This is a genomic window from Flavisphingomonas formosensis (assembly GCF_009755815.1).
Classification (GTDB): Bacteria; Pseudomonadota; Alphaproteobacteria; order Sphingomonadales; family Sphingomonadaceae; genus Flavisphingomonas; species Flavisphingomonas formosensis.
Genome location: NZ_WRPK01000011.1, coordinates 1 through 21,749, shown reverse-complemented (window position 1 = coordinate 21,749; position 21,749 = coordinate 1). Strand labels below are relative to the sequence as shown.

Below are 21,749 nucleotides of genomic sequence, written 5' to 3'. Positions count from 1 at the left end.
TCTGTCCGCATGGGCTTGGGCGCGCGGGAGGGGTTCCCCTTCCTCCGTCATCCTGACGAAAGTCAGGATCCATTTTGCCGCAGCGTATCGTCTTATCGGCGACTCTGCGGCGAATGGATCCCGGATCAAGTCCGGGATGACGAAGGGAGAAGAAGGAAAGCTCTCTCCGCGCTCCCGGCGCACATGCGGGGAGACTGAATGGACAGGGTGCAGACCGACATATTGGTCGTCGCGGCGCTTCCGCCGCCTCGATGGCGGTGTGGATCCCTACACCCATTAGCAGCCGGAAATCGCCGGCTTCTCCGACTGCGCGGAGGATGGCCATGCCTGTGTGAAGGCGCTGGTCGGCCGCGACGCGAAGGGAGCTTCGGAACGATTTAGCCCAGATGGAGCGTGGATCATCGCCTCCGTGAGAGAGGGGAGAGGAAAGCATGGCACGCACGACGGTGGTGACGGGCAGCGCGTCGGGAATCGGACGCGCCATCGCCGACCTGCTGCGCGAGCGCGGCGAGCGGGTGATCGGGGTCGACCTCAAGGGCGCCGAGGTGACCGCTGATCTCTCCACGGCGGAAGGCTGTGCGGCGATGGTGGAGGCCGTGACCATGCTCGCCCCGGATGGCGTCGACGCGGTGATCGCCAATGCCGGCGTGCTCCAGCCGGACGCGCTCTGTATCGCGGTGAACTATCATGGCGCGATCCGGACGCTCGAGGGATTGCGTCCGTTGCTGGCCAGGTCGCCCGCGCCGCGGGCGGTGGTCACCGCCTCGCTGGCGGTTGCGATCGGCGCGCCGACCGGCCTCGCCGAGGCGATCGATCGCGGCGAGGATGTGGAGGACCGGCTCGACGGCACCGGCTATGCGGTGAGCAAGCGCGCCATCGGCCATTGGGTCCGCCGCGTCGCACCGATATGGGCGCGCGCCGGCATCCTGCTCAACGCGGTGTGCCCCGGCCTCGTCGAGACGCCGATGCAGGCGGCGTCCATGGAGAATCCCCAGGTGCCGGCGATGATCGCCACCATCCCGATGGGCCGCATCGCCCGCCCGCGCGAACTGGCCGAGCTGTTCGCCTTCCTGGCGAGCGAGGCGAACAGCTATATGAGCGGACAGCTCGTCTTCGCGGATGGCGGGCTGGAGGCCGCGACACGGCCGGAGCTGTGCTAGGCTCCGTCAGGGTCGGAGCGCCGGCCGCCGCAGATGCCAGCCGGTGATGCTCTGATAGGCCTTGGCCGCCGCGAGCACGCGCGCGTCGCCGCGCATCGGGCCGACGAGCTGGACGCTGGACGGCAGCCCGGCCTCGTCGAAGCCGGCGGGCAGGCTGATCGCGGGACTGCCCGAGGCGTCGAACGGGATGGTGTAGCGGGCGACGCGATCGCCGAAGGTCATCATGTCGCCGAGCAGTTCCTGCATCCGCGCGAGGCTCGGCACCGCGATCGGCATCACCGGGCACAGGAACAGGTCCACCCCGACGAACATCGCCTCCACCGAGCCGCGGAAGGCATCGCGCGCGAGGCCGGCGAGGGTCACCGTCTCGGCGGTGAGCATCGGTGCGGCGTCGAGGTTCGCCGCCAGCGCCGGGCCATAGTCGGCGCGGCGCGACGGCCAGGTCTCGCGGTGGTTGAGGATCTGCTCGGCCAGCATCAGTGCGATGCCGATCGACATCACCTCCCGAGTCGACGGGAAGTCCACCTCGACGATCTCGGCGCCGAGCTCACGGAACACCTCCTCAGCCTCCGCCAGCGCAGCGGCGACGGAGGGTTCGATACGCTCGCGGCACCAGCGCGGATCCACGCCGATGCGCATGCCGGCAATCTCGGCGGACTGCGGCACGAAGGGATCGGCGAGGCTGGTCGGATCCGCCTCGTCGCGCCCGGCCAGCACGGCGAGAACCAGCTCGGCATCCTCGGCGGTGCGGGCGAGCGGGCCGATATGGTCGAAGCTCTGGCTGAGCGGCACCAGCCCGGCGCGGCTCACCCGGCCATAGCTGGGCTTGAAGCCGGTGATGCCGCAGGCCGCGGCCGGAAAGCGCACCGACCCGCCGGTGTCGGTGCCGAGCGCGGCGAAGCAATAGCCGGCCGACACCGCCACGCCGGTGCCCGAGGAGGAGATGCCCGTCCAATGATCGGGCGACCAGGGATTGCGCGGCGGATCGATCGCCGGGTGATGCTCGGCGGTCGCGCCTTCGGAGAGCTGCTGCTTGCCGACGATCACCGCGCCCGCCTCGCGCAGCCGGCGGACCACAGTCGCGTCCTCGCCGGCGCGATGGCCCTCCCGCACCGTCATGCCCGCGCCGGTGCGATAACCGGCGATGTCGATCAGATCCTTGATGCCGACCGGAATGCCGTGCAGCGGACCGCGCGAGCGCCCGGCCGCGCGCTCTTCGTCGGCGCGCCGCGCCTCGGCACGGGCGCTCTCGCGCAGCACATGGGTGTGCGCCTTCAGCTGCGCGTCGAGCGCGTCGATGCGGGCCAGCGCCTGTTCGGTGAGCTCGCTCGCGCTGGTCTCCCCCGCCTCCATCAGCCGGGCCGCCTCGGCCAGCGTAAGCTCTTCGATCGCCATGTTTTTCTACCCTCTCGCTGAAGGAAGCCAGCCATGCCGGCACCCTTGAAGATCATCCAGTGCGGCACCGGCATCGCCGGCAAGGAAGCGCTCGGCGCGATCCTCGAACGGCCCGACCTCACCCTGGCCGGCCTGCTCGTCCATAGCGCGGAGAATGCCGGCCGGGATGCCGCCAGCTTCGTCGGCGCGCCCGATTGTGGCGTGATCGCGACACGCGACGTCGCTACGCTCGTCGCCACGCCGACGGATGCGGTGCTCTACATGCTGCTGGTGCCCGATCTGGACGCCATCTGCGCCTTTCTCGCCTCGGGCAAGAACGTCATCACCACGGCGGGCTTCATGTACCCGGCCTGGAACAAGCCGGAGGCCGACGCGAAGCTGCGCGCCGCCTGCGCGGCCGGGGGCAGCAGCTTCTACGTCTCCGGCGTCAATCCCGGCTTCGTCGACGAGATATTGCCGCTCACCCTCTCGCTGCTCAGCCGCGAATGGGAGACGGTGACGATCACCGAATATGCCGACTGCTCCACCTATCCCTCGCCGCCGATGCTGTTCGACGTGATGGGCTTCGCCAAGACGCCCGAGGACATCGCCGCCGGCCGCGTCGCCGACATGAGCGTGATGACCGATTTCTTCGCCGCCTCGGTCGCCTCGCTCGCCCACGGGCTCGGCCTCGCGCTGGACGAGGTGCGCCAGACCCGCGAGTTCGTCACCGCCGCGCAAGGCTTCGACATCGGCGCAGGCCGGATCGAGGCGGGCACCATCGCCGGCCAGCGCTGGCGCTGGGCGGGGGTCGTGGCCGGCGTCGAGCGGATCGTGCAGCAGACCTATTGGATCGTCGCCTTCGATCTCGGCGAAGGCTGGCCGCAGACCGGCGAGATGGAAGGCGACGTGCGCTGGACGGTGACGATCGAGGGAAATCCGGCGCTGCGCTGCACCTTCGAGACGCGCCCGAGCTTCGCGCCCGGCACGCCCGCGCGCGGCGCCAACACCTCCGGCACCGCGACGGCGATGGCGGCGGTGAATGCGCTGCGGCCGGTGGTGGAGGCGCCCGCGGGGCTGCTCACCGCGATCGACCTGCCGCAGCCGCGGTGGCGGGGCTAATCCAGTAGTGGATTCCCAACCCGTTTGCACTGAGCTTGTCGAAGTGCTCCCTTCTCTTCTTTCCATCGCTCGACAAAGTAGAAGGGAGGGCTTCGACAAGCTCAGCCCAAACGGCGATAGGTCAGGATCACTGCATGTCGGTATAAGGCGAGGCTTCTCGACTTCGCTCGACACGAACGGGGTTGGCGAAAGCCCTTAGCCCAGCGCCGGCGGGGTACCCGGCAGGAAATCGAAATATTGGCCCGCGGTCATGCCGCCGTCGACGGTGACCTCCGATCCGGTGCTGTAGCTGCTCTCCGGCCCGGCGAGGAACAGGATGGCCGCAGCGACTTCCTCCGGGAAGGCGAGGCGTTGGATCGGGTTATGTGCAAGATTCTTGTCGAGATCGGATTTCCGCAGGCTCCCGTCGGGATTGGCGAGTGCGGTGAACACCCCGCCCGGATGCACCGAATTCACCCGTATGCCGCGATGCGTCAGTTCCAGCGCGGCCACCTTGGTGAAGCCGCGCACGCCCCATTTGGAGGCGGCATAGGGCGCCATCGCATTATGCACGGTGAGGCCGTCGACCGAGGAGACGTTGACGATCGCGCCGCCGCCCGCCGCCTCGATGGCGGGCGCGGCCGCCTGGACACCGAAGATCGGGCCGATCAGGTTGATGTCGATCACCCGGCGGATCTCCTCCTCCGTATAATCGCCGATCAGATTGTAGATCATGATCCCGGCATTGTTGACCAGGATGTGGAGCCCCCCGAAATGCGCGACCGCTTGCTCTACGACTACCGTCCAGGCATCGCGCTGCCGCACGTCGAGCGTCACCGCCAGCGCGGCCTCGCCGATCTCGGCCGCCAGCGGCCCCGCATCGGCGACGTCGGCGAGCACCACCTTCGCGCCTTCCGTGGCGAAGAGCCGCGCGGTCGCCGCACCGATCCCGCTCGCCGCGCCGGTGATCAGCGCGACCTTGCCGTCCAGCCTTGCCATGACAGTCTCTCCGATCAGTAGACCACGCCGCTGTTCCAGCCGAGCGGCCCGCCGAGCATCTCGCGGAATACGATCGGCTGGCGCCCGTCGACATCGGTCACGCCATATTTGATGCCGAGCTCGGACGTGTAGAAGGCCTGGCCCGAAAGTTCGGCGAGATCGGGCGCCGTCGCCACCGCGTGGATGATCCGGCCGGTGAATTCCGGATGCTCCTCGATCCCCTTGAACTTCTCATATTCCTCGGGATGCTCGCGCTGTGCGATCTCGGTCCGCTCGGTCTTGAGCACGCCCAGCCACAGCGCGATCGTCGAGACACCGAACGGCCTGAGGTCGAAGCCCATGTCGAAGGCGAGCTTGTCATGCGCCGCCTTTTGCGAGCCATAGGCCGGGCCATGCATGTAGCAGGCCGCGCCGGGCGAGGAGACGAAGGCAATCAGCCCCGCCTTGCGCGGCACCATCAGCTGCGCGGCATGCCAGCTGGCGATGTAGGAGGAGCGCAGCCCGACATCGTAGATCTTCACGAGGTCGGTCGGCTTTTCCCAGAAGGGCTTGGCGGTGGTCAGGTCGTCATGGATGAAGGTGGCGTTGTTGACGAGCAGGTCCAGCCGCCCGCCATTCTCGTCCGCCACCTGCCGGAACAGCGCCTCGACCTGTGCATCGTCGGCATGGTCGCACGCCACCGCGACGCCGCGGCCGCCCGCCTCGGTCACCTCGTCGGCGGTCTTGAAGATGGTGCCGGGCAGCGGCGCATCGCCCTCCGCCTTGGAGCGGCCGGTGACATAGACGGTATAGCCCTCGCGCCCGAGCGCCACCGCCACACCCTTGCCCGCGCCGCGGCTGCCGCCGGTGACGATCGCCACCCGTCCGCCCTGATCCGCCATCATCCACTCCCTCCGGTTCGCAGGAACCCTCCTCCCGCTTCTCGTTTTCGATTGCTAGTGGTGCCTCTTATTGTTGGAAACGTATTTTTTGCGAGAAATGCGATCGCCTTGCGTTGCGGATCGATGCGCCCGGCCTAAGCTCGAACGGCAGAACGGAGGGCCCCGAAAAAAGCCCGGCCGCACCATGAGGGGAGCAGCATGTCGACCACCGCCTACGCCGCCGATCCGGAGGAATATCGAAGCTTCAGCACCGGCCGGAAATGGTTCTCGCCCAATGACGACAAGGCGTGGGGCGAGAAGCTCTACCTGATCTTCCTGCCGCTGTTCTTCGCTTATAATGCAGTGATCCAGCAGATGGGTTGGCTGGACGTCGGCAATTTCTGGCACGTGACCCAGAATATCCTGATGTGGTTCCCCTACTGCATCATCCTGCCGCTGATCCTGCGCCGGAACACCGGCATCCCCTTCTACAAGCAATGGTGGTTCAAGTTTCAGGTCTACATCTTCTTCATCGTCTTCTTCGAGACCTATTTTCACACCGAATATTTCTTCGAAACGCTCGGCATGCGCTATCATTTCTCGAAGATCACGCTCTACTTCGATTCCTACCTGCTCGGGCCCAATCAGCGTACCGCGCTCGCCCATGACCAGCGCATCCCGGTCGGCATGTATCTCAACACCATGGCCTTTTTCACCGTCTATCATTCGGCGGCGATCGTGGTGATCCGCCGGCTGGTGAACCTGGTCCGCGATCTCGGCGGCGGCAGCGTGGCGGCCTCGCTCAACCAGCGCCTGTCGGGCGGGCAGCTTGCGGCGTTCATCATCGCCACCGCGTTCACCGCCTTCTTCTTCGCCTGGGCCGAGACCTTCTTCTACATGACGTCGGCCGGCCATTCGAACGTCTGGTACATCGATCTGCACACGCAGCTCTATGTCGGCTCCTGGTGCTATGCGCTCTACTTCATCTTCTCCTTCCCGAACGTGTTCTGGCTGGACGAGACGCCGCGCCGCGCGCCCTGGTCGCTCTGGTACACCGCCGTGCAAGCCACCGCGATGACCATGTTCGTGCTGCTGTTCATCGATCTCTGGACGATGTTCTCCGGCGCGCCCTTCGCCGACAGCTGGCCGATCCCGCGCTGAGGCCAGCCTTCCGACCCCTTCCGGCTGCCGGCGGACGCACCGCCGGCAGCCGCTTTTCATGAGAGGAGTTTTGCCATGTCCGACACGTCACGCCTGGAAAAGGGCAAGGAAATGTTCGCCGCCGTCTACGGCAAGACCGTGCCGATCCCCGAAGGCGCGGCCTATACGCCGTTCACCGAACTGATGCTCACCAATCTCTTCGGCGACGTCTGGGGACGCGAGACGATGAGCGTGCGCGATCGGCGACTGATCCTGATCGGCGCGATCGCCGCGCTGGCGCCCGATCCCTCCATGCTGATCGAGATCCAGCTGAGAGCCGCGCTCGACAATGGCGAGCTGCAGCGCGAGCAGCTGCGCGAGATCGCGATCATCCTCACTCAATATATCGGCTATCCGCGCACCGTACCGGTGATGCAGACGATCGAGAAGGTGTTGGCCGAAACGGAAGCGAAATAGGCGGCCCGGCGCCCGGCGCGGTTCACCGCGCCGGGGCAGGCGCCGTCCAGCCCTTCACGACGTCTCCGCCCTTCATCACGAAGCGGACGCGCTCCAGCTCGGTGATGTCGGCCATCGGATCGCCCGACACCGCGATCAGATCCGCATAGCGCCCGCTCTGCACCGAGCCGACGTCGGCGGCGGCATCGAGCAGATCGGCGGCACCGGTCGTCGCCGCTTTGATCGCGTCCATCGGCGTCATTCCGGAACGGACCATCAGCGCGAATTCCTGCGCATTGGTGCCGTGCGGCGCGATGCCCTGGTCCGTGCCAAAGGCGATCTTGACGCCGGCACGATAAGCGCGGCCGAGATTGGCGATGGTGATCGGCCCCACTTCCAGCGCCTTCTTGGCCGATGACGGATTCAGCGTTTCGGGATGCGCCTTGGCGACGCGGACGACCGTATCGGCGACCAGCAGGGTCGGCACCAGATAGGTGCCGTGCGCCTTCATCACCTTATAGGCCGTCTCGTCGGCGAAGGAGCCATGCTCGATCGAATCGACGCCCAGCTCCGACGCGCGGATGATCGCGTCGCGGCCGTGGGCATGCGCGGCCACCTTCATGCCCAGGCTGTGCGCGGTGGCGACGACCGCGCTGATCTCCGCGTCGGTCATCAGCGTGTGGTTGGGATCGTCGCCGATGCTGAGCACGCCGCCGCTCGGCATGATCTTGATGAGGTCCACGCCTTCGCGATGCATCCGGCGCACCACCTTGGCGGCTTCGTCGGCACCGTCGACCACGCGGCCGTCGCTGTGGAAATCGAGATCCGGCCGCATCCCGTTCTGCGGATCGCCATGGCCGCCGGTGGGGCCGAGCGGATAGCCCGAGACCCACAGGCGCGGACCGGGGATCGCACCGCGCGCTATGGCGCGCTTCAGCGCCACGATCGCGCTCGTCTCGGCACCGACGTCGCGTACCGAGGTGAAGCCGGCATCCAGTGTCTTGCGGACATTCTGCACGGAATCGAACGCGGTATCGATCACCGAGGTCTGCACGCGCTCGGCGACCGGATTCTTGCCGCTGTAGTTGGACATGATGTGATCATGCGCGTCGATGAGGCCGGGCAGCACGGTCGCGGCCGACAGATCGACAATGGTGGCGCCCTCCGGCGTCACGAAGCCATCCCGCACCTCGGCGATGCGATCGTCGTGGATCAGGATCGAAACCTTTTCGCGCGGCCGGGCCGCGACGCCGTCGATCAGCCGCCCGGCGTGGACCACGACGTCGCGGGCCTCCGCGGGAAGCGAGGCCGTGCCGAGCGCGGCCATGACAGCAAGCGCCGCAAGGTGCAGCGGAGTGCGACGAAACATGGAAATCCCCCTGTTCAGGCGGCGGCCCCCTCCCCGACTTGCGGAGCGGGCGCCGCCGCGTGGCATCGTCAGAAGCTGGTCCGCACGTTGACGCCGATCGTGCGTGGCGTCGCGCTGGTCACCAGCGTGCGGCCGACCGCGATCGCGCTCGACGTCTGCCGGGTGATGGCCGTCGCGTCGAACAGGTTGGTCACGAACAGATAGACGCCCCATTTGTTGTCCGGCTGCTCGACGCCGAGGCGCGCATTCACCAGCGCATAATCGTCGACATGGCGGGCATAGACATAGTTGGGTCGGAAATCCGACCAGGAGCTGCCGACATAGTTGAAGTCCGCGCGGGCGAAGCCGGAGAGCTTCGCGTTGAGCGGCCAGCTATATTGCGCCGAAGCGCCGCCCATCAGCCGCGGCACATAGGGGATGCGATCGCCCTTGAGGCCCGAGGTGGCGGTGACGCCGGTATTCTGGTTCTCGGTCAGCTTGGCATCGATGTAGGAGATGTTGCCGAGAAGGGTGAGGCCGCTGGCCGGCCGGATCGAGGTCTCCGCCTCGACGCCGCGGACCCGCGCCTTGCCGGCATTGCCGATATAGGAGAAGGCTCCGTTCGGCGTGCGCAGCGTCACCTGCATGCGGCTCCAGTCGATCTGGAAGACGTCCACGTTCAGCGTCATCTTCCGGTCGAACAGGCTGGACTTCACGCCCAGCTCGTAATTCCACAGGCTGTCCGAGTCATAGGCGGTGAACGCCGCGTCGAGGCCCAGCACCTGGTTGGCGCCGCCGGGACGGAAGCCCTGCGCCGCCTCGCCATAGACCATGATGTCGCGGGTGATCTTGTACGAGGCGTTGGCCTTGAACACCCAGCCATTCTCGCTCGACTTCACCTCGGTCCGCGGCGTGATCCGGGCGCCGACGAGGATCGACGGGATCGGCGTGCTGCCGAAAATGTCCTTCTCATAGTGGAAATAGCGCGCGCCGCCGGTCAGGTTCAGCTTGTCGGTGATGTCCCACGACACCTCGCCGAAGCCGGCGAGCTGCGTCAGCGTATCGTCGATGTTGCGCACAGTCGCATATTCGAGCGGATAGATGATCTTGCCGGTCGCCGGATCCGCATTCACCTGCGGGTTGGTGACGACGATGTTGCGATCGGAATAGAAGCCGCCGACGGTCCAGTTGAGCGGGCCCTTGCCGCTCGAGCTCAGGCGCAGCTCCGCCGTCCAGGCGTCCATCTCCTGTTGCGGGAACAGCGCCGAGGTCGACTGACCATCGACCAGCGCATAGAAGTTGGTCAGCTGATCCGCGGAGCAGGCCGCCCCGCCGCCAACGAGAGTCGCGCAACGCGCCGGCGTGCGCTGGCCGCGAATGTAGCGCGACACGTCGGACACCGAGGAAAGCGTGCGGTGCATATAGGATCCCGACGCGGTCAGCGTCGCGAAATCGAGATCGTAGCTGGAGGTGACGCTGTAGAGCTGCACATTGTCGCGCACGGGCTGGCGCGTATAGGCGTCGGCGACATATTTGCCGGCCTGCAGCGTCCAGGTCGAGGTGTCGGTGTCGGCATGGTTGAAATAGCCGGCGATATCGATCGTCCAGCGCTCACTCGGCACCATCCTCAACAGGAAGCGGCCGCCATAGCTCTTCTGCTGGTTGATGTTGTTGATGCCGAGGACCTTGTTGTCGATGAAGCCGTCCTGCTTGCGGTAGAAGGCGACGGCGCGAAGACCGACCTTGTCGGTTGCGAGCGGCACGTTGACCATGCCGTTCACTTCATAATTCCAGCCGCCCTCATGGGTGTTCGACAGGCTGGCGTCGGCCATGCCCTCCACCTTGTCGAGCGCGGGCTTGTTGTAGATGACGCGCAGCGTGCCGCCCATAGAGCCAGAGCCATAGAGCGTGCCCTGCGGACCGCGCAGCACCTCGACGCGGTTGACGTCGAACAGGCGCAGCTCCGGCGTCGATCCCCCCGCATCGTTGCTGGCGCCGATCATGCCCGTCACCGGCGTCTCATCATAATAGGTGCCGATCATCGGTTCGCCGGGCCCCTGGATGCCGCGGATCACCACGCGGCGCTGCGATGGACCGCCATCGACGAAGTTGAGGCCGGGCGTTGTCGCGCCGAGATCGGCGATGCTCTGCACGCCTGAATTGGCGATCGCCTCGCCGGTGACGGCGGAAATGGAGATCGGCGTTTCCTGGATCGCGGTGCTGCGCTTCAGCGCGGTCACCAGAATTTCGCCTTCATCGGCCGTGGCGGACACGTCCTGCGCCCGTGCGATATCTGCCTGAAGCGCCGTACCACTGGCCACTGCCGCCAGCAGCACCGCCTTGAAACCGGCCGACCGCCAACCCCGCCCTTGCTGCGCACGATATTCTAGAAGGAAAGCCACCCTGTTCTCCCTTTCGCAGATCGCCGCGCATGCCGCCGCCGGTCCGCGGAGAGCCGCAGCCGGAAGCGCGCCAGCGGAGGCGAAACGCCGTCCCTATCGCCCTGTCAGGAATCCCCCCGGGGGATGAGATCCACCCAATGTCCCCCGCATATCGAACCACGACCACCGCCGCCCATCCCCGGCGGACTCTTTCTTATCGGTAATCAACCTGTAACAGTGGCTGCCGAGCGTCAACACAAGATTCCGGCTATTCACAGCTGAAATGCGCAAAACTTTCGTTTCGCAGCCCAATCGCGCAACGATCGTGTGCCTCCTGTGGAAAACTCACAAAATAGCGCCAAAAGCCTTATTTTCCGGCCTGAAAATGCATATTGCGTGCGCCTGCACGCAGCGATTTGCGTCAGCTTGATAACAAATCCGTTGCGCTCGCGCGATCGAAACGGAATGATGACAGGGCTTTAAGGGGGTGGATCTGCAAAGAAAGGGAGCTGATGCGCGTCGCGCCTCTGGCCACCCGCCCGCTCGGCACGATCCGTTCCATCGTCTCCAAGGAGGAATTGTGGGAAAAAGGACTTTCCTGGCCGCAGCCGCCAGCCTGCTTCTGTCCGGGTCTGCGATGGCGCAGCAGATGGATCCCGACTATGCGGCCACGGTCAAAGGCTGGACGACCAAGCCGGAGTTCATGAGCCCGCTGGTCGATCATCTTCCGATGCCGACGACCATTCCCTCGCCGAAACAGGCATTGGGCCAGCATATCGGCGCGCCGAACACGCTCCATTATTATGAACAGATCATCAACTATTATCGGACGCTGGCGGCCAAGTCCCCGCGGGTGAAGATCATCGAGATCGGAAAGAGCGAGGAAGGCCGCGAGAACATCGTGGTGATGATCTCCTCCGAAGAGAATATCGCCAAGCTCGACATCTATAAGAAGAATCTCGCACTGCTCGCCGATCCGCGCAAGCTCTCGCCGGCCGACGCGCCGGGCGTGATCGCCGCCACGAAGCCGATCTATCATATTTCGGGCGGCCTCCACAGCGCCGAGACCGGGCCGCCGGAAATGCTGATGGAGATGAGCTATCGTCTCCTCACCGAAGACAGCCCGATGATCCGCAATATTCGTGACAACCTCATCGTCGCGATCACGCCGGTCCTCGAAGCGGACGGGCGCGACCGCTATGTCGATTGGTATTATCGCAACCTGATCAACGAGCGGGACGATCGCAACAAGCCGGGCGGCCCGCCTTATTGGGGCAAATATATCTATCACGACAATAATCGCGACATCAATTTCTCGGACGCCAGCGCGCGTCACCTGATGGACTATTATCTGGAATGGCATCCGCCGATCATGCACGAGCTGCATGAATCGGTGCCGTTCCTCTACACCTATTCGGGCCAGGCCCCGCAGAATCCGGATCTCGACCCGATCCTGTTCGGCGAGCTGCCCTGGTTCTCCAACTTCGAGATGGCGCAGCTGACCAAATATGGCATGCCCGGCGTCTGGACCCACGGCTTCGTCGACGCGTGGACGCCGGGTTACCTCGCCTTCATGTCGTCGAACCACAACGGCATGCTGCGCATGTACGAAACCTTCGGCAATGCCGGCGCCACCACCATGCTGCGCCATGTCGCGCCGGAGGTGCAGAGCGGCGTGCGCGGCGGCGACTGGACGAAGCGCGACTGGTACCGCCCGCTGCCTCCCTACAAGGAGGTGATGTGGTCGATGCGCAACAACACCAACTATATGGAAACCGGCGTGCTGACCGCGCTGGACCTGGCGGCGCATTATCCCAACGTCGTGCTCGAGAATTTCTACAAGAAGAGCAGCAATGCGATCGCGGCGGGCACCGACAAGGCACCCTATGCCTATGTCATCCCGGCCGATCAGGCGGATCCGACGCGGATCCGCTTCATCACCGACATATTGCAGCTGCAGGGCATCGAGATCGGTCGCGCCACCCAGCCGGTGAAGGTCAAGGAAGGCACGTTCCCGGCCGGCTCGCTCGTCATCAAGCTCAACCAGCCCTATGGCCGCCTCGCCAAGATGCTGCTCAAGCTGCAGGACGACTATCCCGACGAGAATCTGACCACCTATGACGACGCCGCCTGGACGATGGGCCTGATGACCCACACCCGGATCGTCGAAGTCGCGGACAAGGCTGCGCTCGACGCCGCGGTGACGCCGCTGCAACGCTTCGTTCCGGCGGGCAGGATCAGCGGCCCGGGATCGCGCCTCTATGCGGTGCTCGATCAGGGCTCGGTCAACATGGTCACGCTGCGCTATCGCCTGAAGGAGGCGGGCGTGAAGATCGTCGAGAAGCCGTTCAAGGCGGGCGGCCGGACGATCCCCGCCGGCTCCTTCCTGGTCGACGGCAGCGCCTATGCGACGCTGAAGCCGGCGGTCGAGACGCTCGGGCTCGAGGCGGTCGGCCTGTCCGGCGATGCCGGCGCGCCGGCGCACGACAGCAGCCTGCCGCGCACGGCCGTGTTCAGCACCTGGGGATCGAGCGAGAAGGTCGGCTGGCTGCGCTACGCGTTCGACCAGCATCAGCTGGCCTATGACCTGATCTACAAGGAACGGATCCGCAAGGGCAATCTGCGCGCCGACTATGACGTCATCATCCTGCCCGCGCAGGGCAAGTCGACCAAGGACATCGTCTACGACATTCCGATGAAGGGCAAGCCGCTGCCCTATACCAAGACCGACACCTATCGCTTCTCCGGCGACTATGGCTCGTCCGAGGACGTGCGCGGCGGCATGGGGCTGGAAGGGCTGGTCGAGCTGCGCAAGTTCGTCGAGCAGGGCGGCACGCTGATCACCACCGGGGATGCCAGCGGCGTGCCGGTCGACTTCGGGCTGGTCGACGACGTGACCGCGACGCGCACCAGCGGCAATTTCTACGCGCCCGGCCCGATCGTGACGGCCAAGGTCCTCAAGCCGGCCAACCCGATCTTCTACGGCTATGAGGGCGATCTCAAGGACGCGCAGATGCCCGTCCGCTGGGCCTCCAACACGCTGCTCGCGGTGCCCGACCGGCTCAAGGAGGAGGTGCTGATGCAGTTTCCGGGCGGCAAGGCCGGAGTGCAGAGCGGCTTCATGCGCGGCGCCGACCAGGTGAAGGACCGCGCAGCGATCATCAACGTGCCGCAGGGCCAGGGCCGCATCCTGATGTTCGCCACCAATCCGATCTGGCGCTGGCAGAATCTCGGCGAGTTCCGGATGCTCTACAATGCCGTGCTCAACTGGAAGCAGCTCGGCCTGACCGACGTCGCCCCGCCGGCGCCGCCGGCAGTGCCCGAAGGGAAATAGCAGGACCGCCGGTGCCCCCTCCCCGCGCGCGGGGAGAGGGCGTTCCGCTCATCCCTTCAGGAAGCGCGCCAGCGCATCCCAGCTGTCGCGCTTCGCGGTCAGGGTCACCCGCGCCTCGGGCGCCGCCTGGAAGCCGTGATAGGCGCCCGGATAGACGTGCAGCTCGACGGGAACGCCCGCGCGGGTCAGGCGCAGCGCATAATCCAAGTCCTCGTCGAGGAAGAGATCGAGCGCCCCCACCGCCAGATAGGTGGGCGGCAGGCCGGCCAGGTCGGTCGCGCGCGCAGCGGCGGCATAGGGATCGACGTCCGGCCCGCCGGGCGCCTTGCCGAGCAGCGAGGTCCAGCCGAAGACGTTGCTTTCCGCCGTCCAGATATGCTCGCCGGCATGGGGATGCGGGTCGGCGGTGGTGCAGGTACGATCGTCGATCATCGGGTAGATAAGATGCTGGAAGGCGAGCGGCACCTCGCCGCGATCGCGCGCCAGCAGCGCCAGCGCCGCGGCCAGACCGCCGCCCGCGCTCTCGCCGCTGACCCCGATCCGCTTGGGATCGATGCCGAGGCTCGCGGCATTGTCATAGGTCCATTTGAGCGCGGCGTAGCAATCCTCGATCGGGGCAGGGTGCTGCACGTCGGGAGCCAGGCGATAGTCGACCGTCACGATCACGCAGCCGAGCGCCGGCGCCAGCTCGCGATGCTCGGCCGCCATCATCTCGGGCGTGCCCATCACATAGCCGCCGCCATGGATGTGGAAGATCGCGGGCAGCGCGCCCGCGGCATCCTTCGGCCGATAGATCAGCACCCGCACGTCCGGCGCGCCGGCGGGGCCGGGCACGAACCTCTCCTCGGGCTGCAGCGCGCCCTCGGGCACCGGCAGCATGGCCTGCATCTGCTTCATGCCTTCGCGCAGCGCCGGCAGCCCTTCCTTCGAGAGCGCAAAGACCGGGAAGGTCTCCAACACCGGACGGAGCTCGGGATCGACTAGGCTGAGATCGGTCATGACGGCATCCTCTGAGTGTCGTGATTCTTCAGATCCGCCGTATCGGATCGCTGCCGTCCCAATCAACCGCGGCGTCGCGGATCATCTTCATCAGCGCGCCGCTTTGTTGTGAATGACGGATCACCTCCAGGATCGTGCCCGGCCCGCCGCCGGTATCGACATAGAACCATTCGGCGCCCGAACCCGCGCCGCCAAGGATCATCTCGGCCCCCGCCTGGATACAGACGCGCTTGGCCTGCTCGATATCGTCGACGACGATGCAGGTATGATGCAGCCCTTCGCCGCCCCGATCGCGCCATTCCTTGTAGATGGAGGGCGCGTCATTCTCCTGCCGGATCACCTCGATCTGCATGTCGCCCCAATGGCCGAGCGCCACGGTGAGGTCGGGATCGGTCAGTTCGCCGCGGTAGCGCGTCCAGTCCGGTTTCTGGCCGCTGAGAATGTAGAAGGGGCCCGCCCCCATCGTCTCCACCCAGAAACGCAAGGTCGCATCGAAATCCTCCGGCACGAAGGCCAGCTGCATCACGGCGCCGAGCTCGGCGATCTTGGTCGGCGCGCTCATTTGACCTCCACCTGCACGGGAAAGCGATCGAAGTAGAATTGGAAGCGCCTGCGCACCTCGGCCGGATCGAGGCCGAAGTCACGGCGCAGATCATTGTCCAGCGCGCCATGCTTGCCACGCTGATTGTCCTGCAGGAAAGCCTGCCAGCGGCCGCGCAGCCGGTCGTCGATCGGCAGCCCGGCCTTGGCATAGATGCGCGCGACGATGCCCATCGGATCGGCGAGCAGCTCGTGGAAATAGACGTCCTCCGACTGGCTTTCGGGAATCGCGTCCCGATCGCGCACGCAGGCGCGCAGCAGCTTCTCATAGCGGGGGATCCAATAGGCGGCGAGCGCCCCGGGATCGACCCGGTCCACCCGCACGCGCGAGGAGTAAGCGAGCGAGGTGACCGCCGACGCGATCGATCCGATCGGATCGCGGTGATTGATCACGAAGGTCGCGTCCGGGAACACCGTCTTCAGCGCAGGCAGCTGCTCCATATGCTGCGGGCATTTGAGCAGCCAGCGATTGGGTCCCTTGAACCAGGTCAGCACCTGCAGCACGCGCTTCATGTAGCGATAGACGGGCGTCTGGTCGGTGTTCCAATAATAGTCGGTCCAGACATGGTTCGGCACGCCCCATTCGAGGTAATAGCTGCCGAAATCGATGCACTGCAGCTCGATATCCTCGGAGATATGGTCGGGATCGAACGGGTGCACCGCCTTGACGTAGGGCAGCATCGCATCCATCTGCGCCCAGGCTTCGGCGGCCTTGGCGTAGCGCGGATCGGTCGCGGGATCACCGGTCTCGTCCGGCCCGGCCGGCACCGGCCGCAGCGCCTCCCAATAAGGCAGCGAGCGCAGCCGATCGTCGGCGCCGAGGAAATTCTGGAGATAGGTGGTGCCCGAGCGTGGCAAGCCGGCAACAATCAGCGGACGATCGATCACGATGTCGAGTATCTCGGGATGCCGCGCGATCGCATCCTCGACCCGCAGCCGGTTCGCGGCGAAGCGGACCATGTCGGCATAGGTGCCGGCGCGCGCGAGCGCGGTGAGGTCGGTCTCGGCATCGATCGAGGCGACCCAGGTTTCGAGGCGGACGCGGAAACCCGGATCGCCGAAATCGGAAAGCCCCGTTTCGGCGCGCGCCGCCTCCAGCACGCTCTCCGCGGTGATGGTGACGGGGTGCGCCGCAGCGGCGGCGAGCGCACCTGCCTGCAGCTCGCTGAGCCGCGGCTCGCGCATGTCGTCGATGATCGTCTTGGCCTGTGCCGCCATCGTCTCTTCTTTCCTTCGCCTTCTTTCATCCTCCCCGGAACGGGGAGGGGGACCGCGCGCAGCGCGGTGGAGGGGTTCCCGCGCGCGTCATTTCCGACATCTGCGCTGTAGAGAGCTGAACCCCTCCACCACCCTGCGGGTGGTCCCCCTCCCCCTTTGGGGGAGGATGTAATCTTTCCACCTCACGCCGGGGCGCCCACCGCGGCGAGCTTGCCGCGCGTCGCCTCGATCTCGCCCTTCAGCCAATATTGGTACCAGCGGTTGCGCGGTGGGGCGGCGGCAAGCAGCGCCTCGTGCGCAGCCAGATGTGCGGCCAGCGCCTCGCCCTCGGCGGGATCGCCGGCCAGCGCGATCTCGGCGAGATGGATCGCCTCCAGCGGCTTGCCTTCCGCCGCGAGCGCACGGGCGCGACGGCCGAGCGCCTCCGGCCCCGCCAGCGCCGCGATCTCGGCATGCATGGCATGAGCCGGCACGTCGTAGAGCTCGGTGGTCGAGCGATAGTGGAACCAGCCGGCATAGCCGTACCAGATCGCCTCCACGTCCCAGATCACCGTGCCATAATCCTGCCCGACCTCCAGCTCCGGCGGCAGGCGGATCTCGCGCTTGAGCTGATCGAGGCTCTTGCCCTCGTTCATGCCGCGCACCGTCTCGTCATGCACATATTGCACGGCGTCGCGCAGCCGGGTGATCTCCTCGCGGATGAAGTCGCGGCCGCGGATCGGGTTGAAATGGCCGGTGACCAATATGTCCGGCTCGATATCGAGGATGCGCTGATAGGTGGCGAGATAGGGCAGCACGGGGCGCGGCCGGTCGCCGCGGATGGTGTGCAGGTTGGGCATGTGCGGGAAGAGCGGGCCCATCGCATTGCCGGTGAAGAGGATGCGCCGCTGCGGCAGCCACACCGCGAGCGAATCCAGAGTCTCGCCGCCCGGCAGCGCGATCACCTCGAAATCGACACCGCCCTGGGCGAAGCGATGGACGCCGTCCACCGCCACGTCGGGCGCGACGGTGGTGTAGACCGACTGCATGCCTGCCGCCATCGCCTCGGCATCGGCCGCATTCAGCGACTGCACCTCGTTCGGGAAGAAGCGCGGATTGCGGCGGTTGCGAAAAGCCTGGATGCGCACGTCATCCGCCTGGCAGGCCGGGCTCGCCCGGTGCGCGATCACCTCGCTCTCTGGTCCCTTGAACGCGTTGGTGCCGCCGACGATGTCGAGATGCGCCTGGGTGAGGATGATATGCTTCACCGGCGCGCGGCTCGCCTCGTCGAACTTGGCGCGGTGGATCGGCCCCTCGACGGCAAGGCCGGTGCTGATCACCACGTCGCCGTCCGCCGTCGTCACCAGATGGGCGTTGGTCGTGCCATGGGAGAGATAGACGCCGTCGACGATCCGGTAGAGCGGCGTCGCGAAGGTCGCCATCGCAAGCTCGGTCGATCCCTTGCGCCGCCGGTGCAGCGGGACCGCATCGCGTTCGTCGAAGGGGGTCTGTTCGATGGTCATGGCATCACCCTTGGATGGAGAAGCCGCCGTCGACCGGCAGCATCTGCCCGGTCACGAACGCGGCCGCGGGGCTGGTGAGGAAAAGCACCGGGCCGGCGACGTCCTCGGGCTGGCCGAGCCGGCCGAGCGGGGTGCGCGCCTCGCGATAGGCCTCGCGATAGGCCGCCGCGATCTCCGCGCCTATGCCGCTGGTACCGCCCGTCACGAGCACGCGCGCGTTGGCAAAGGTGAAAGCTGCGCTCGTCATGCGATCCTCTCTTTATCGTCTCTGGCCGACATGATGGCGGCCGGGCGGCGCAGGACAAGCGAAGCGCATTCGCGGTTTCGCATTTCGGACACTAAATCGGCCACGCCATCGCCCAACCGGAACCGGACATGGAACCGACCACCCTGCATGCATGCGCCGGAGCGCAGGATGTGGAGCTGTTGCCGTGCGGCGGCGACTAGCGGGCGAGCGCCTTCGTAACCGCCCTGCCCCTCGCGCGAGCTGTCCCTGCGCTACCGCCAGCGCCGGCGCCGATCCTGCGGCCCGAAGCATCAAGCTGGCCATCGTCCACATGCGGCCGCGATTGCCGGCCCGGCCCGCCTCCCCTACCCCTGTCGCCAGCCGGCGCAGGAGATCCGGCCGGAGTGGAAGCAGCCGAAAGGACATATGATGAGCGAGATCGATCCCGAGGCCTTCGCGCAGCTCGTGCGCGACGTCCGCATCCTCAAGGATATCGAGGCGATCAAGCGGCTGCGCTACGCCTATTTCCGATCGATGGACACCGCCCAGTTCGACGAGTTTCGCGAGGTGCTGACTCCCGATTTCTCGGCCCATTATGTCGGCAGCTCCTACGAATTCTTCGCGTCCAATCGCGACGAGTTCGTCGAGATGATCAGCCAGAGCTTCAGTACCAACATGGCCGCCACCCATCAGGGCCATCATCCCGAGATCGACATCATCGACGAGACCAACGCCACCGGCCGCTGGTATCTCCAGGATGTCGTCTACAAATATCACACCAACGAGCTGATCTACGGCACCGCCATCTACACCGACCGCTACGAGCGGCGCGCCGATGGCTGGAAGATCGCCTATTCCGAATATTATCGCGTGATCGAGGTGATCGAATTCCCGCCGCGCCCGCCGAAATTCGTCGGCCATTATCTGGCGACGCATGGGACGAAGGTGGACGGCTGAAGCTCGAAGGCCTTTCCCGAGTCAGCCCCTCTCCGTTCGTCCCGAGCGAAGTCGAGGGACCAAGCCGAGCGTAGTCGAGGCTGCCGCCGTTGGCTTCTCGGCTACGCTCGAAGGAGTCCCTCGACTTCGCTCGAGACCAACGGAGACACGCGCGGTTCAATCCGAACCGGAACGATCCTATGACAGGCGCCCACAAGCCGACGAGGTGCCCCGATGGAACTGCCGCCCTTCCTGCTCGATCACTGGATGGCCGCGCATGAATTCGCGACGCCGCCGATCGCCTACAATCTTGCTTCCAGCACCGGACCGCGCTGGACGATCGACACACTCGCGGCGCTGGGCGATGTGCCGCTGGAGCTTGCCTCGATCCCGCTCGGCTACGCCCCGCCCGACGGCTCCCGCACGCTGCGCGAGGCGATCGGAGCCTTCTATGGGGTCGATCCGGACTGGATAGTGGTCACCACCGGCGCCTCGGAAGGCTTCGCCATCCTCGCCTGCCTCGCGGCCCGACCCGGCGCGACGATGCTGTTGCCCGATCCCGCCTTTCCCGCCTTCGCGGCGGTCGCCCGCGCCTGGGGCCTCGGCATCCGGAGCTATGCCCTGTCGCGGGAGGAGGGTTTCGCCCAGCGGGCCGGATCGGTCCTCGCCGCGGCCGATCGCGACACTGCCCTCGCCCTGATCAATACGCCGCACAATCCGACGGGGTCCGTCATGCCGGCGAATGAGGTCCGCGCTCTCGCCCAGGGGCTGGCCGCGCACGGCGCGCCGCTGATCGTCGACGAGGTCTATCACCCGCTCTATTTCGGCGCCGCCAACCCGTCCGCCGCCGGCACGCCCAACACGGTCGTGATCAGCGACATGTCCAAGGCCTTTTCGCTGCCCGGCCTCCGGCTTGGCTGGATCGTCGATGCCGATGCCGAACGGCGCAAGCGCATGATCGACGCGCGCAGCTATTTCACGATCAGCAGCTCGCCACTGACCGAAGCGATCGCCGCCCATGCGCTGCGCCATCACGCGGCCGTGCTGGCCCGGCTGGCCGCCGTCGCCACCGCCAATCTGACGCTGCTCGACGATCTCATGGCGGAATGCGGCGACAGGGTCGGCTGGGTGCGCCCGCAGGGCGGCACGGTCGGCTTCCCCTGGTTCCGCGATGGTCGCGATGCCCGCCCCTTTTGCAAGGCGCTCGCCCGGGCCGGCGTGCTGGTGGCTCCCGGCGACTGTTTCGGCGTGCCGAGCCATATGCGGATCGGCTTCGGCCAGCAGGCTGACGGTTATGCCGATGCGCTCGCGATCATGGGCGAGACGCTGAAGCGCTTCTGATCCCAGGAAGAATCGTTTGGGCTGCGCGTGCTCGTCGCGAAGGCGATGTCTTGCACTCTCCGTCAGCATGACCGGTACAGCGCGATGCGGGAGGAGAGACGAAGGGCATGGCACGGATAAAGGGATATATCGCCGCGAGCCTGGACGGCTTCATCGCCGATCGGGACGGCAGCCTCGACTGGCTGTTCCGCTATGACGACATGGATCTCGGCGAGCATGATTATCGCCTGTTCGCGGAGACGATCCGCACCGTGGTGATGGGCCGCGACACCTATGATTTCATCAGTGCCCAGCCGGCACCATGGGCCTATGCCGGCAAGCGGGTGATCGTCGTGACGTCCCGGCCGATCGAGGCCCCTAGCGGCGAACTCGAAACGCGGGACGACGTGGAGGCGCTGATCGCGGAGCTCAGGGCGTTGGACGACGGCGATGTCTGGATGCTCGGCGGCGGCAGGCTGCAAGCCGCCTTCCTTGCACGCGGAGCGATCGACGAGATCGAGATATTCGTGATGCCGGAGATATTGGGCGGCGGGTCTCCGCTGTTTCCGGAAGCTGTCCCGCGCCTGTCACCGAAGCTCATCGAGGCGAAGCAGCTGGACAAGGGATGCGCGTATTTGCGGTACAGTTTCGGCTGACTGCGACCTGTCACACGAAAAGCCCCGCGGGCCGTTGCCTGCGGGGTGTGCTGTTGGGGTATTGGGATGGGGTGCTGTTGGTTGCGGGGACAGGATTTGAACCTGTGACCTTCAGGTTATGAGCCTGACGAGCTACCGG

17 protein-coding genes and 1 pseudogene are annotated in these 21,749 nt (G+C 66.1%); 8 read left to right on the top strand and 10 right to left on the bottom strand.

What is annotated here, in order from left to right; all coding sequences use genetic code 11:
- The first annotated feature begins 431 nt into the window (after window positions 1-431).
- The gene (locus GQY20_RS25175) at window positions 432-1,160 is read left to right on the top strand and encodes an SDR family oxidoreductase (RefSeq protein ID WP_157219924.1); all 729 of its coding nucleotides are present in this window, start codon (window positions 432-434) and stop codon (window positions 1,158-1,160) included.
- Between the two features lie 6 nt (window positions 1,161-1,166).
- On the opposite strand, the gene GQY20_RS25170 is transcribed toward GQY20_RS25175, so the two are convergent.
- Window positions 1,167-2,555, bottom strand: coding sequence for an amidase (locus GQY20_RS25170; RefSeq protein ID WP_157219923.1), 1,389 nt, complete (start codon window positions 2,553-2,555; stop codon window positions 1,167-1,169).
- Between the two features lie 33 nt (window positions 2,556-2,588).
- Between GQY20_RS25170 and GQY20_RS25165 the strand changes: the two genes are divergently transcribed.
- Entirely contained in the window at window positions 2,589-3,656 is a 1,068-nt protein-coding gene (locus GQY20_RS25165) for an NAD(P)H-dependent amine dehydrogenase family protein (protein ID WP_157219922.1), read from the top strand.
- 195 nt (window positions 3,657-3,851) lie between these two features.
- Here GQY20_RS25165 and GQY20_RS25160 read toward each other — a convergent pair whose 3' ends face one another.
- A complete protein-coding gene (locus GQY20_RS25160; RefSeq protein ID WP_157219921.1) occupies window positions 3,852-4,634 on the bottom strand; it encodes an SDR family NAD(P)-dependent oxidoreductase in 783 nt (260 codons plus the stop codon).
- Between the two features lie 14 nt (window positions 4,635-4,648).
- On the bottom strand, window positions 4,649-5,515 hold the full coding sequence (locus GQY20_RS25155) for an SDR family NAD(P)-dependent oxidoreductase (protein ID WP_157220133.1): 867 nt from the start codon (window positions 5,513-5,515) through the stop codon (window positions 4,649-4,651).
- 198 nt (window positions 5,516-5,713) lie between these two features.
- Here GQY20_RS25155 and GQY20_RS25150 point away from each other — a divergent pair, with 198 nt between their 5' ends.
- Window positions 5,714-6,655 carry a hypothetical protein gene (locus GQY20_RS25150; protein WP_157219920.1) on the top strand — a complete coding sequence of 314 codons (942 nt, stop codon included), beginning with the start codon at window positions 5,714-5,716 and terminating at the stop codon, window positions 6,653-6,655.
- A 75-nt stretch (window positions 6,656-6,730) separates the two neighbouring features.
- Window positions 6,731-7,111 (top strand): carboxymuconolactone decarboxylase family protein, encoded by a 381-nt coding sequence (locus tag GQY20_RS25145; RefSeq protein ID WP_157219919.1) that lies wholly within the window; start codon window positions 6,731-6,733, stop codon window positions 7,109-7,111.
- Between the two features lie 22 nt (window positions 7,112-7,133).
- On the opposite strand, the gene GQY20_RS25140 is transcribed toward GQY20_RS25145, so the two are convergent.
- Window positions 7,134-8,459, bottom strand: coding sequence for a metal-dependent hydrolase family protein (locus GQY20_RS25140; protein WP_157219918.1), 1,326 nt, complete (start codon window positions 8,457-8,459; stop codon window positions 7,134-7,136).
- A 68-nt stretch (window positions 8,460-8,527) separates the two neighbouring features.
- Window positions 8,528-10,840 (bottom strand): TonB-dependent receptor, encoded by a 2,313-nt coding sequence (locus tag GQY20_RS25135; protein WP_232476248.1) that lies wholly within the window; start codon window positions 10,838-10,840, stop codon window positions 8,528-8,530.
- Window positions 10,841-11,399: 559 nt separating this feature from the next.
- Between GQY20_RS25135 and GQY20_RS25130 the strand changes: the two genes are divergently transcribed.
- Window positions 11,400-14,153: a M14 family zinc carboxypeptidase gene (locus GQY20_RS25130; RefSeq protein WP_232476247.1), complete on the top strand. Its 2,754-nt coding sequence runs from the start codon at window positions 11,400-11,402 to the stop codon at window positions 14,151-14,153.
- Between the two features lie 48 nt (window positions 14,154-14,201).
- Here GQY20_RS25130 and GQY20_RS25125 read toward each other — a convergent pair whose 3' ends face one another.
- From GQY20_RS25125 to GQY20_RS32680, 5 genes and pseudogenes are all read right to left on the bottom strand, one after another.
- A complete protein-coding gene (locus GQY20_RS25125; protein ID WP_157219917.1) occupies window positions 14,202-15,152 on the bottom strand; it encodes an alpha/beta hydrolase in 951 nt (316 codons plus the stop codon).
- Between the two features lie 28 nt (window positions 15,153-15,180).
- The gene (locus GQY20_RS25120; RefSeq protein WP_157219916.1) at window positions 15,181-15,714 is read right to left on the bottom strand and encodes a VOC family protein; all 534 of its coding nucleotides are present in this window, start codon (window positions 15,712-15,714) and stop codon (window positions 15,181-15,183) included.
- Window positions 15,711-16,970 (bottom strand): sulfotransferase family protein, encoded by a 1,260-nt coding sequence (locus tag GQY20_RS25115; protein ID WP_157219915.1) that lies wholly within the window; start codon window positions 16,968-16,970, stop codon window positions 15,711-15,713. The genes GQY20_RS25120 and GQY20_RS25115 overlap by 4 nt, the downstream gene beginning before the upstream one ends.
- Before the next feature lie 182 nt (window positions 16,971-17,152).
- Window positions 17,153-18,472: an MBL fold metallo-hydrolase gene (locus tag GQY20_RS25110; RefSeq protein ID WP_157219914.1), complete on the bottom strand. Its 1,320-nt coding sequence runs from the start codon at window positions 18,470-18,472 to the stop codon at window positions 17,153-17,155.
- Between the two features lie 4 nt (window positions 18,473-18,476).
- A pseudogene (locus tag GQY20_RS32680) lies at window positions 18,477-18,620 on the bottom strand (SDR family oxidoreductase); the annotation flags it as partial.
- Between the two features lie 507 nt (window positions 18,621-19,127).
- Here GQY20_RS32680 and GQY20_RS25100 point away from each other — a divergent pair.
- The 3 genes from GQY20_RS25100 (at window position 19,128) to GQY20_RS25090 (ending at window position 21,610) form a co-directional block, all read left to right on the top strand.
- The gene (locus GQY20_RS25100) at window positions 19,128-19,655 is read left to right on the top strand and encodes a nuclear transport factor 2 family protein (protein ID WP_198351196.1); all 528 of its coding nucleotides are present in this window, start codon (window positions 19,128-19,130) and stop codon (window positions 19,653-19,655) included.
- A gap of 213 nt (window positions 19,656-19,868) precedes the next feature.
- Window positions 19,869-20,975, top strand: a complete 1,107-nt coding sequence (locus GQY20_RS25095; protein WP_157219911.1) for a pyridoxal phosphate-dependent aminotransferase — start codon at window positions 19,869-19,871, stop codon at window positions 20,973-20,975.
- A gap of 107 nt (window positions 20,976-21,082) precedes the next feature.
- On the top strand, window positions 21,083-21,610 hold the full coding sequence (locus GQY20_RS25090) for a dihydrofolate reductase family protein (protein ID WP_157219910.1): 528 nt from the start codon (window positions 21,083-21,085) through the stop codon (window positions 21,608-21,610).
- Window positions 21,611-21,749 lie beyond the last annotated feature (139 nt).

What these genes read in the sequence shown, in the direction of transcription:
- GQY20_RS25150 (WP_157219920.1), top strand. Translation starts at nt 5,714, where the DNA reads ATGTCGACCACCGCCTACGCCGCCGATCCGGAGGAATATCGAAGCTTC.
- GQY20_RS25110 (WP_157219914.1), bottom strand. Translation starts at nt 18,472, where the DNA reads ATGACCATCGAACAGACCCCCTTCGACGAACGCGATGCGGTCCCGCTG.
- GQY20_RS25170 (WP_157219923.1), bottom strand. Translation starts at nt 2,555, where the DNA reads ATGGCGATCGAAGAGCTTACGCTGGCCGAGGCGGCCCGGCTGATGGAG.
- GQY20_RS25090 (WP_157219910.1), top strand. Translation starts at nt 21,083, where the DNA reads ATGGCACGGATAAAGGGATATATCGCCGCGAGCCTGGACGGCTTCATC.
- GQY20_RS25095 (WP_157219911.1), top strand. Translation starts at nt 19,869, where the DNA reads ATGGAACTGCCGCCCTTCCTGCTCGATCACTGGATGGCCGCGCATGAA.
- GQY20_RS25145 (WP_157219919.1), top strand. Translation starts at nt 6,731, where the DNA reads ATGTCCGACACGTCACGCCTGGAAAAGGGCAAGGAAATGTTCGCCGCC.
- GQY20_RS25175 (WP_157219924.1), top strand. Translation starts at nt 432, where the DNA reads ATGGCACGCACGACGGTGGTGACGGGCAGCGCGTCGGGAATCGGACGC.
- GQY20_RS25100 (WP_198351196.1), top strand. Translation starts at nt 19,128, where the DNA reads ATGAGCGAGATCGATCCCGAGGCCTTCGCGCAGCTCGTGCGCGACGTC.
- GQY20_RS25140 (WP_157219918.1), bottom strand. Translation starts at nt 8,459, where the DNA reads ATGTTTCGTCGCACTCCGCTGCACCTTGCGGCGCTTGCTGTCATGGCC.
- GQY20_RS25155 (WP_157220133.1), bottom strand. Translation starts at nt 5,515, where the DNA reads ATGGCGGATCAGGGCGGACGGGTGGCGATCGTCACCGGCGGCAGCCGC.
- GQY20_RS25120 (WP_157219916.1), bottom strand. Translation starts at nt 15,714, where the DNA reads ATGAGCGCGCCGACCAAGATCGCCGAGCTCGGCGCCGTGATGCAGCTG.
- GQY20_RS25165 (WP_157219922.1), top strand. Translation starts at nt 2,589, where the DNA reads ATGCCGGCACCCTTGAAGATCATCCAGTGCGGCACCGGCATCGCCGGC.
- GQY20_RS25115 (WP_157219915.1), bottom strand. Translation starts at nt 16,970, where the DNA reads ATGGCGGCACAGGCCAAGACGATCATCGACGACATGCGCGAGCCGCGG.
- GQY20_RS25125 (WP_157219917.1), bottom strand. Translation starts at nt 15,152, where the DNA reads ATGACCGATCTCAGCCTAGTCGATCCCGAGCTCCGTCCGGTGTTGGAG.
- GQY20_RS25160 (WP_157219921.1), bottom strand. Translation starts at nt 4,634, where the DNA reads ATGGCAAGGCTGGACGGCAAGGTCGCGCTGATCACCGGCGCGGCGAGC.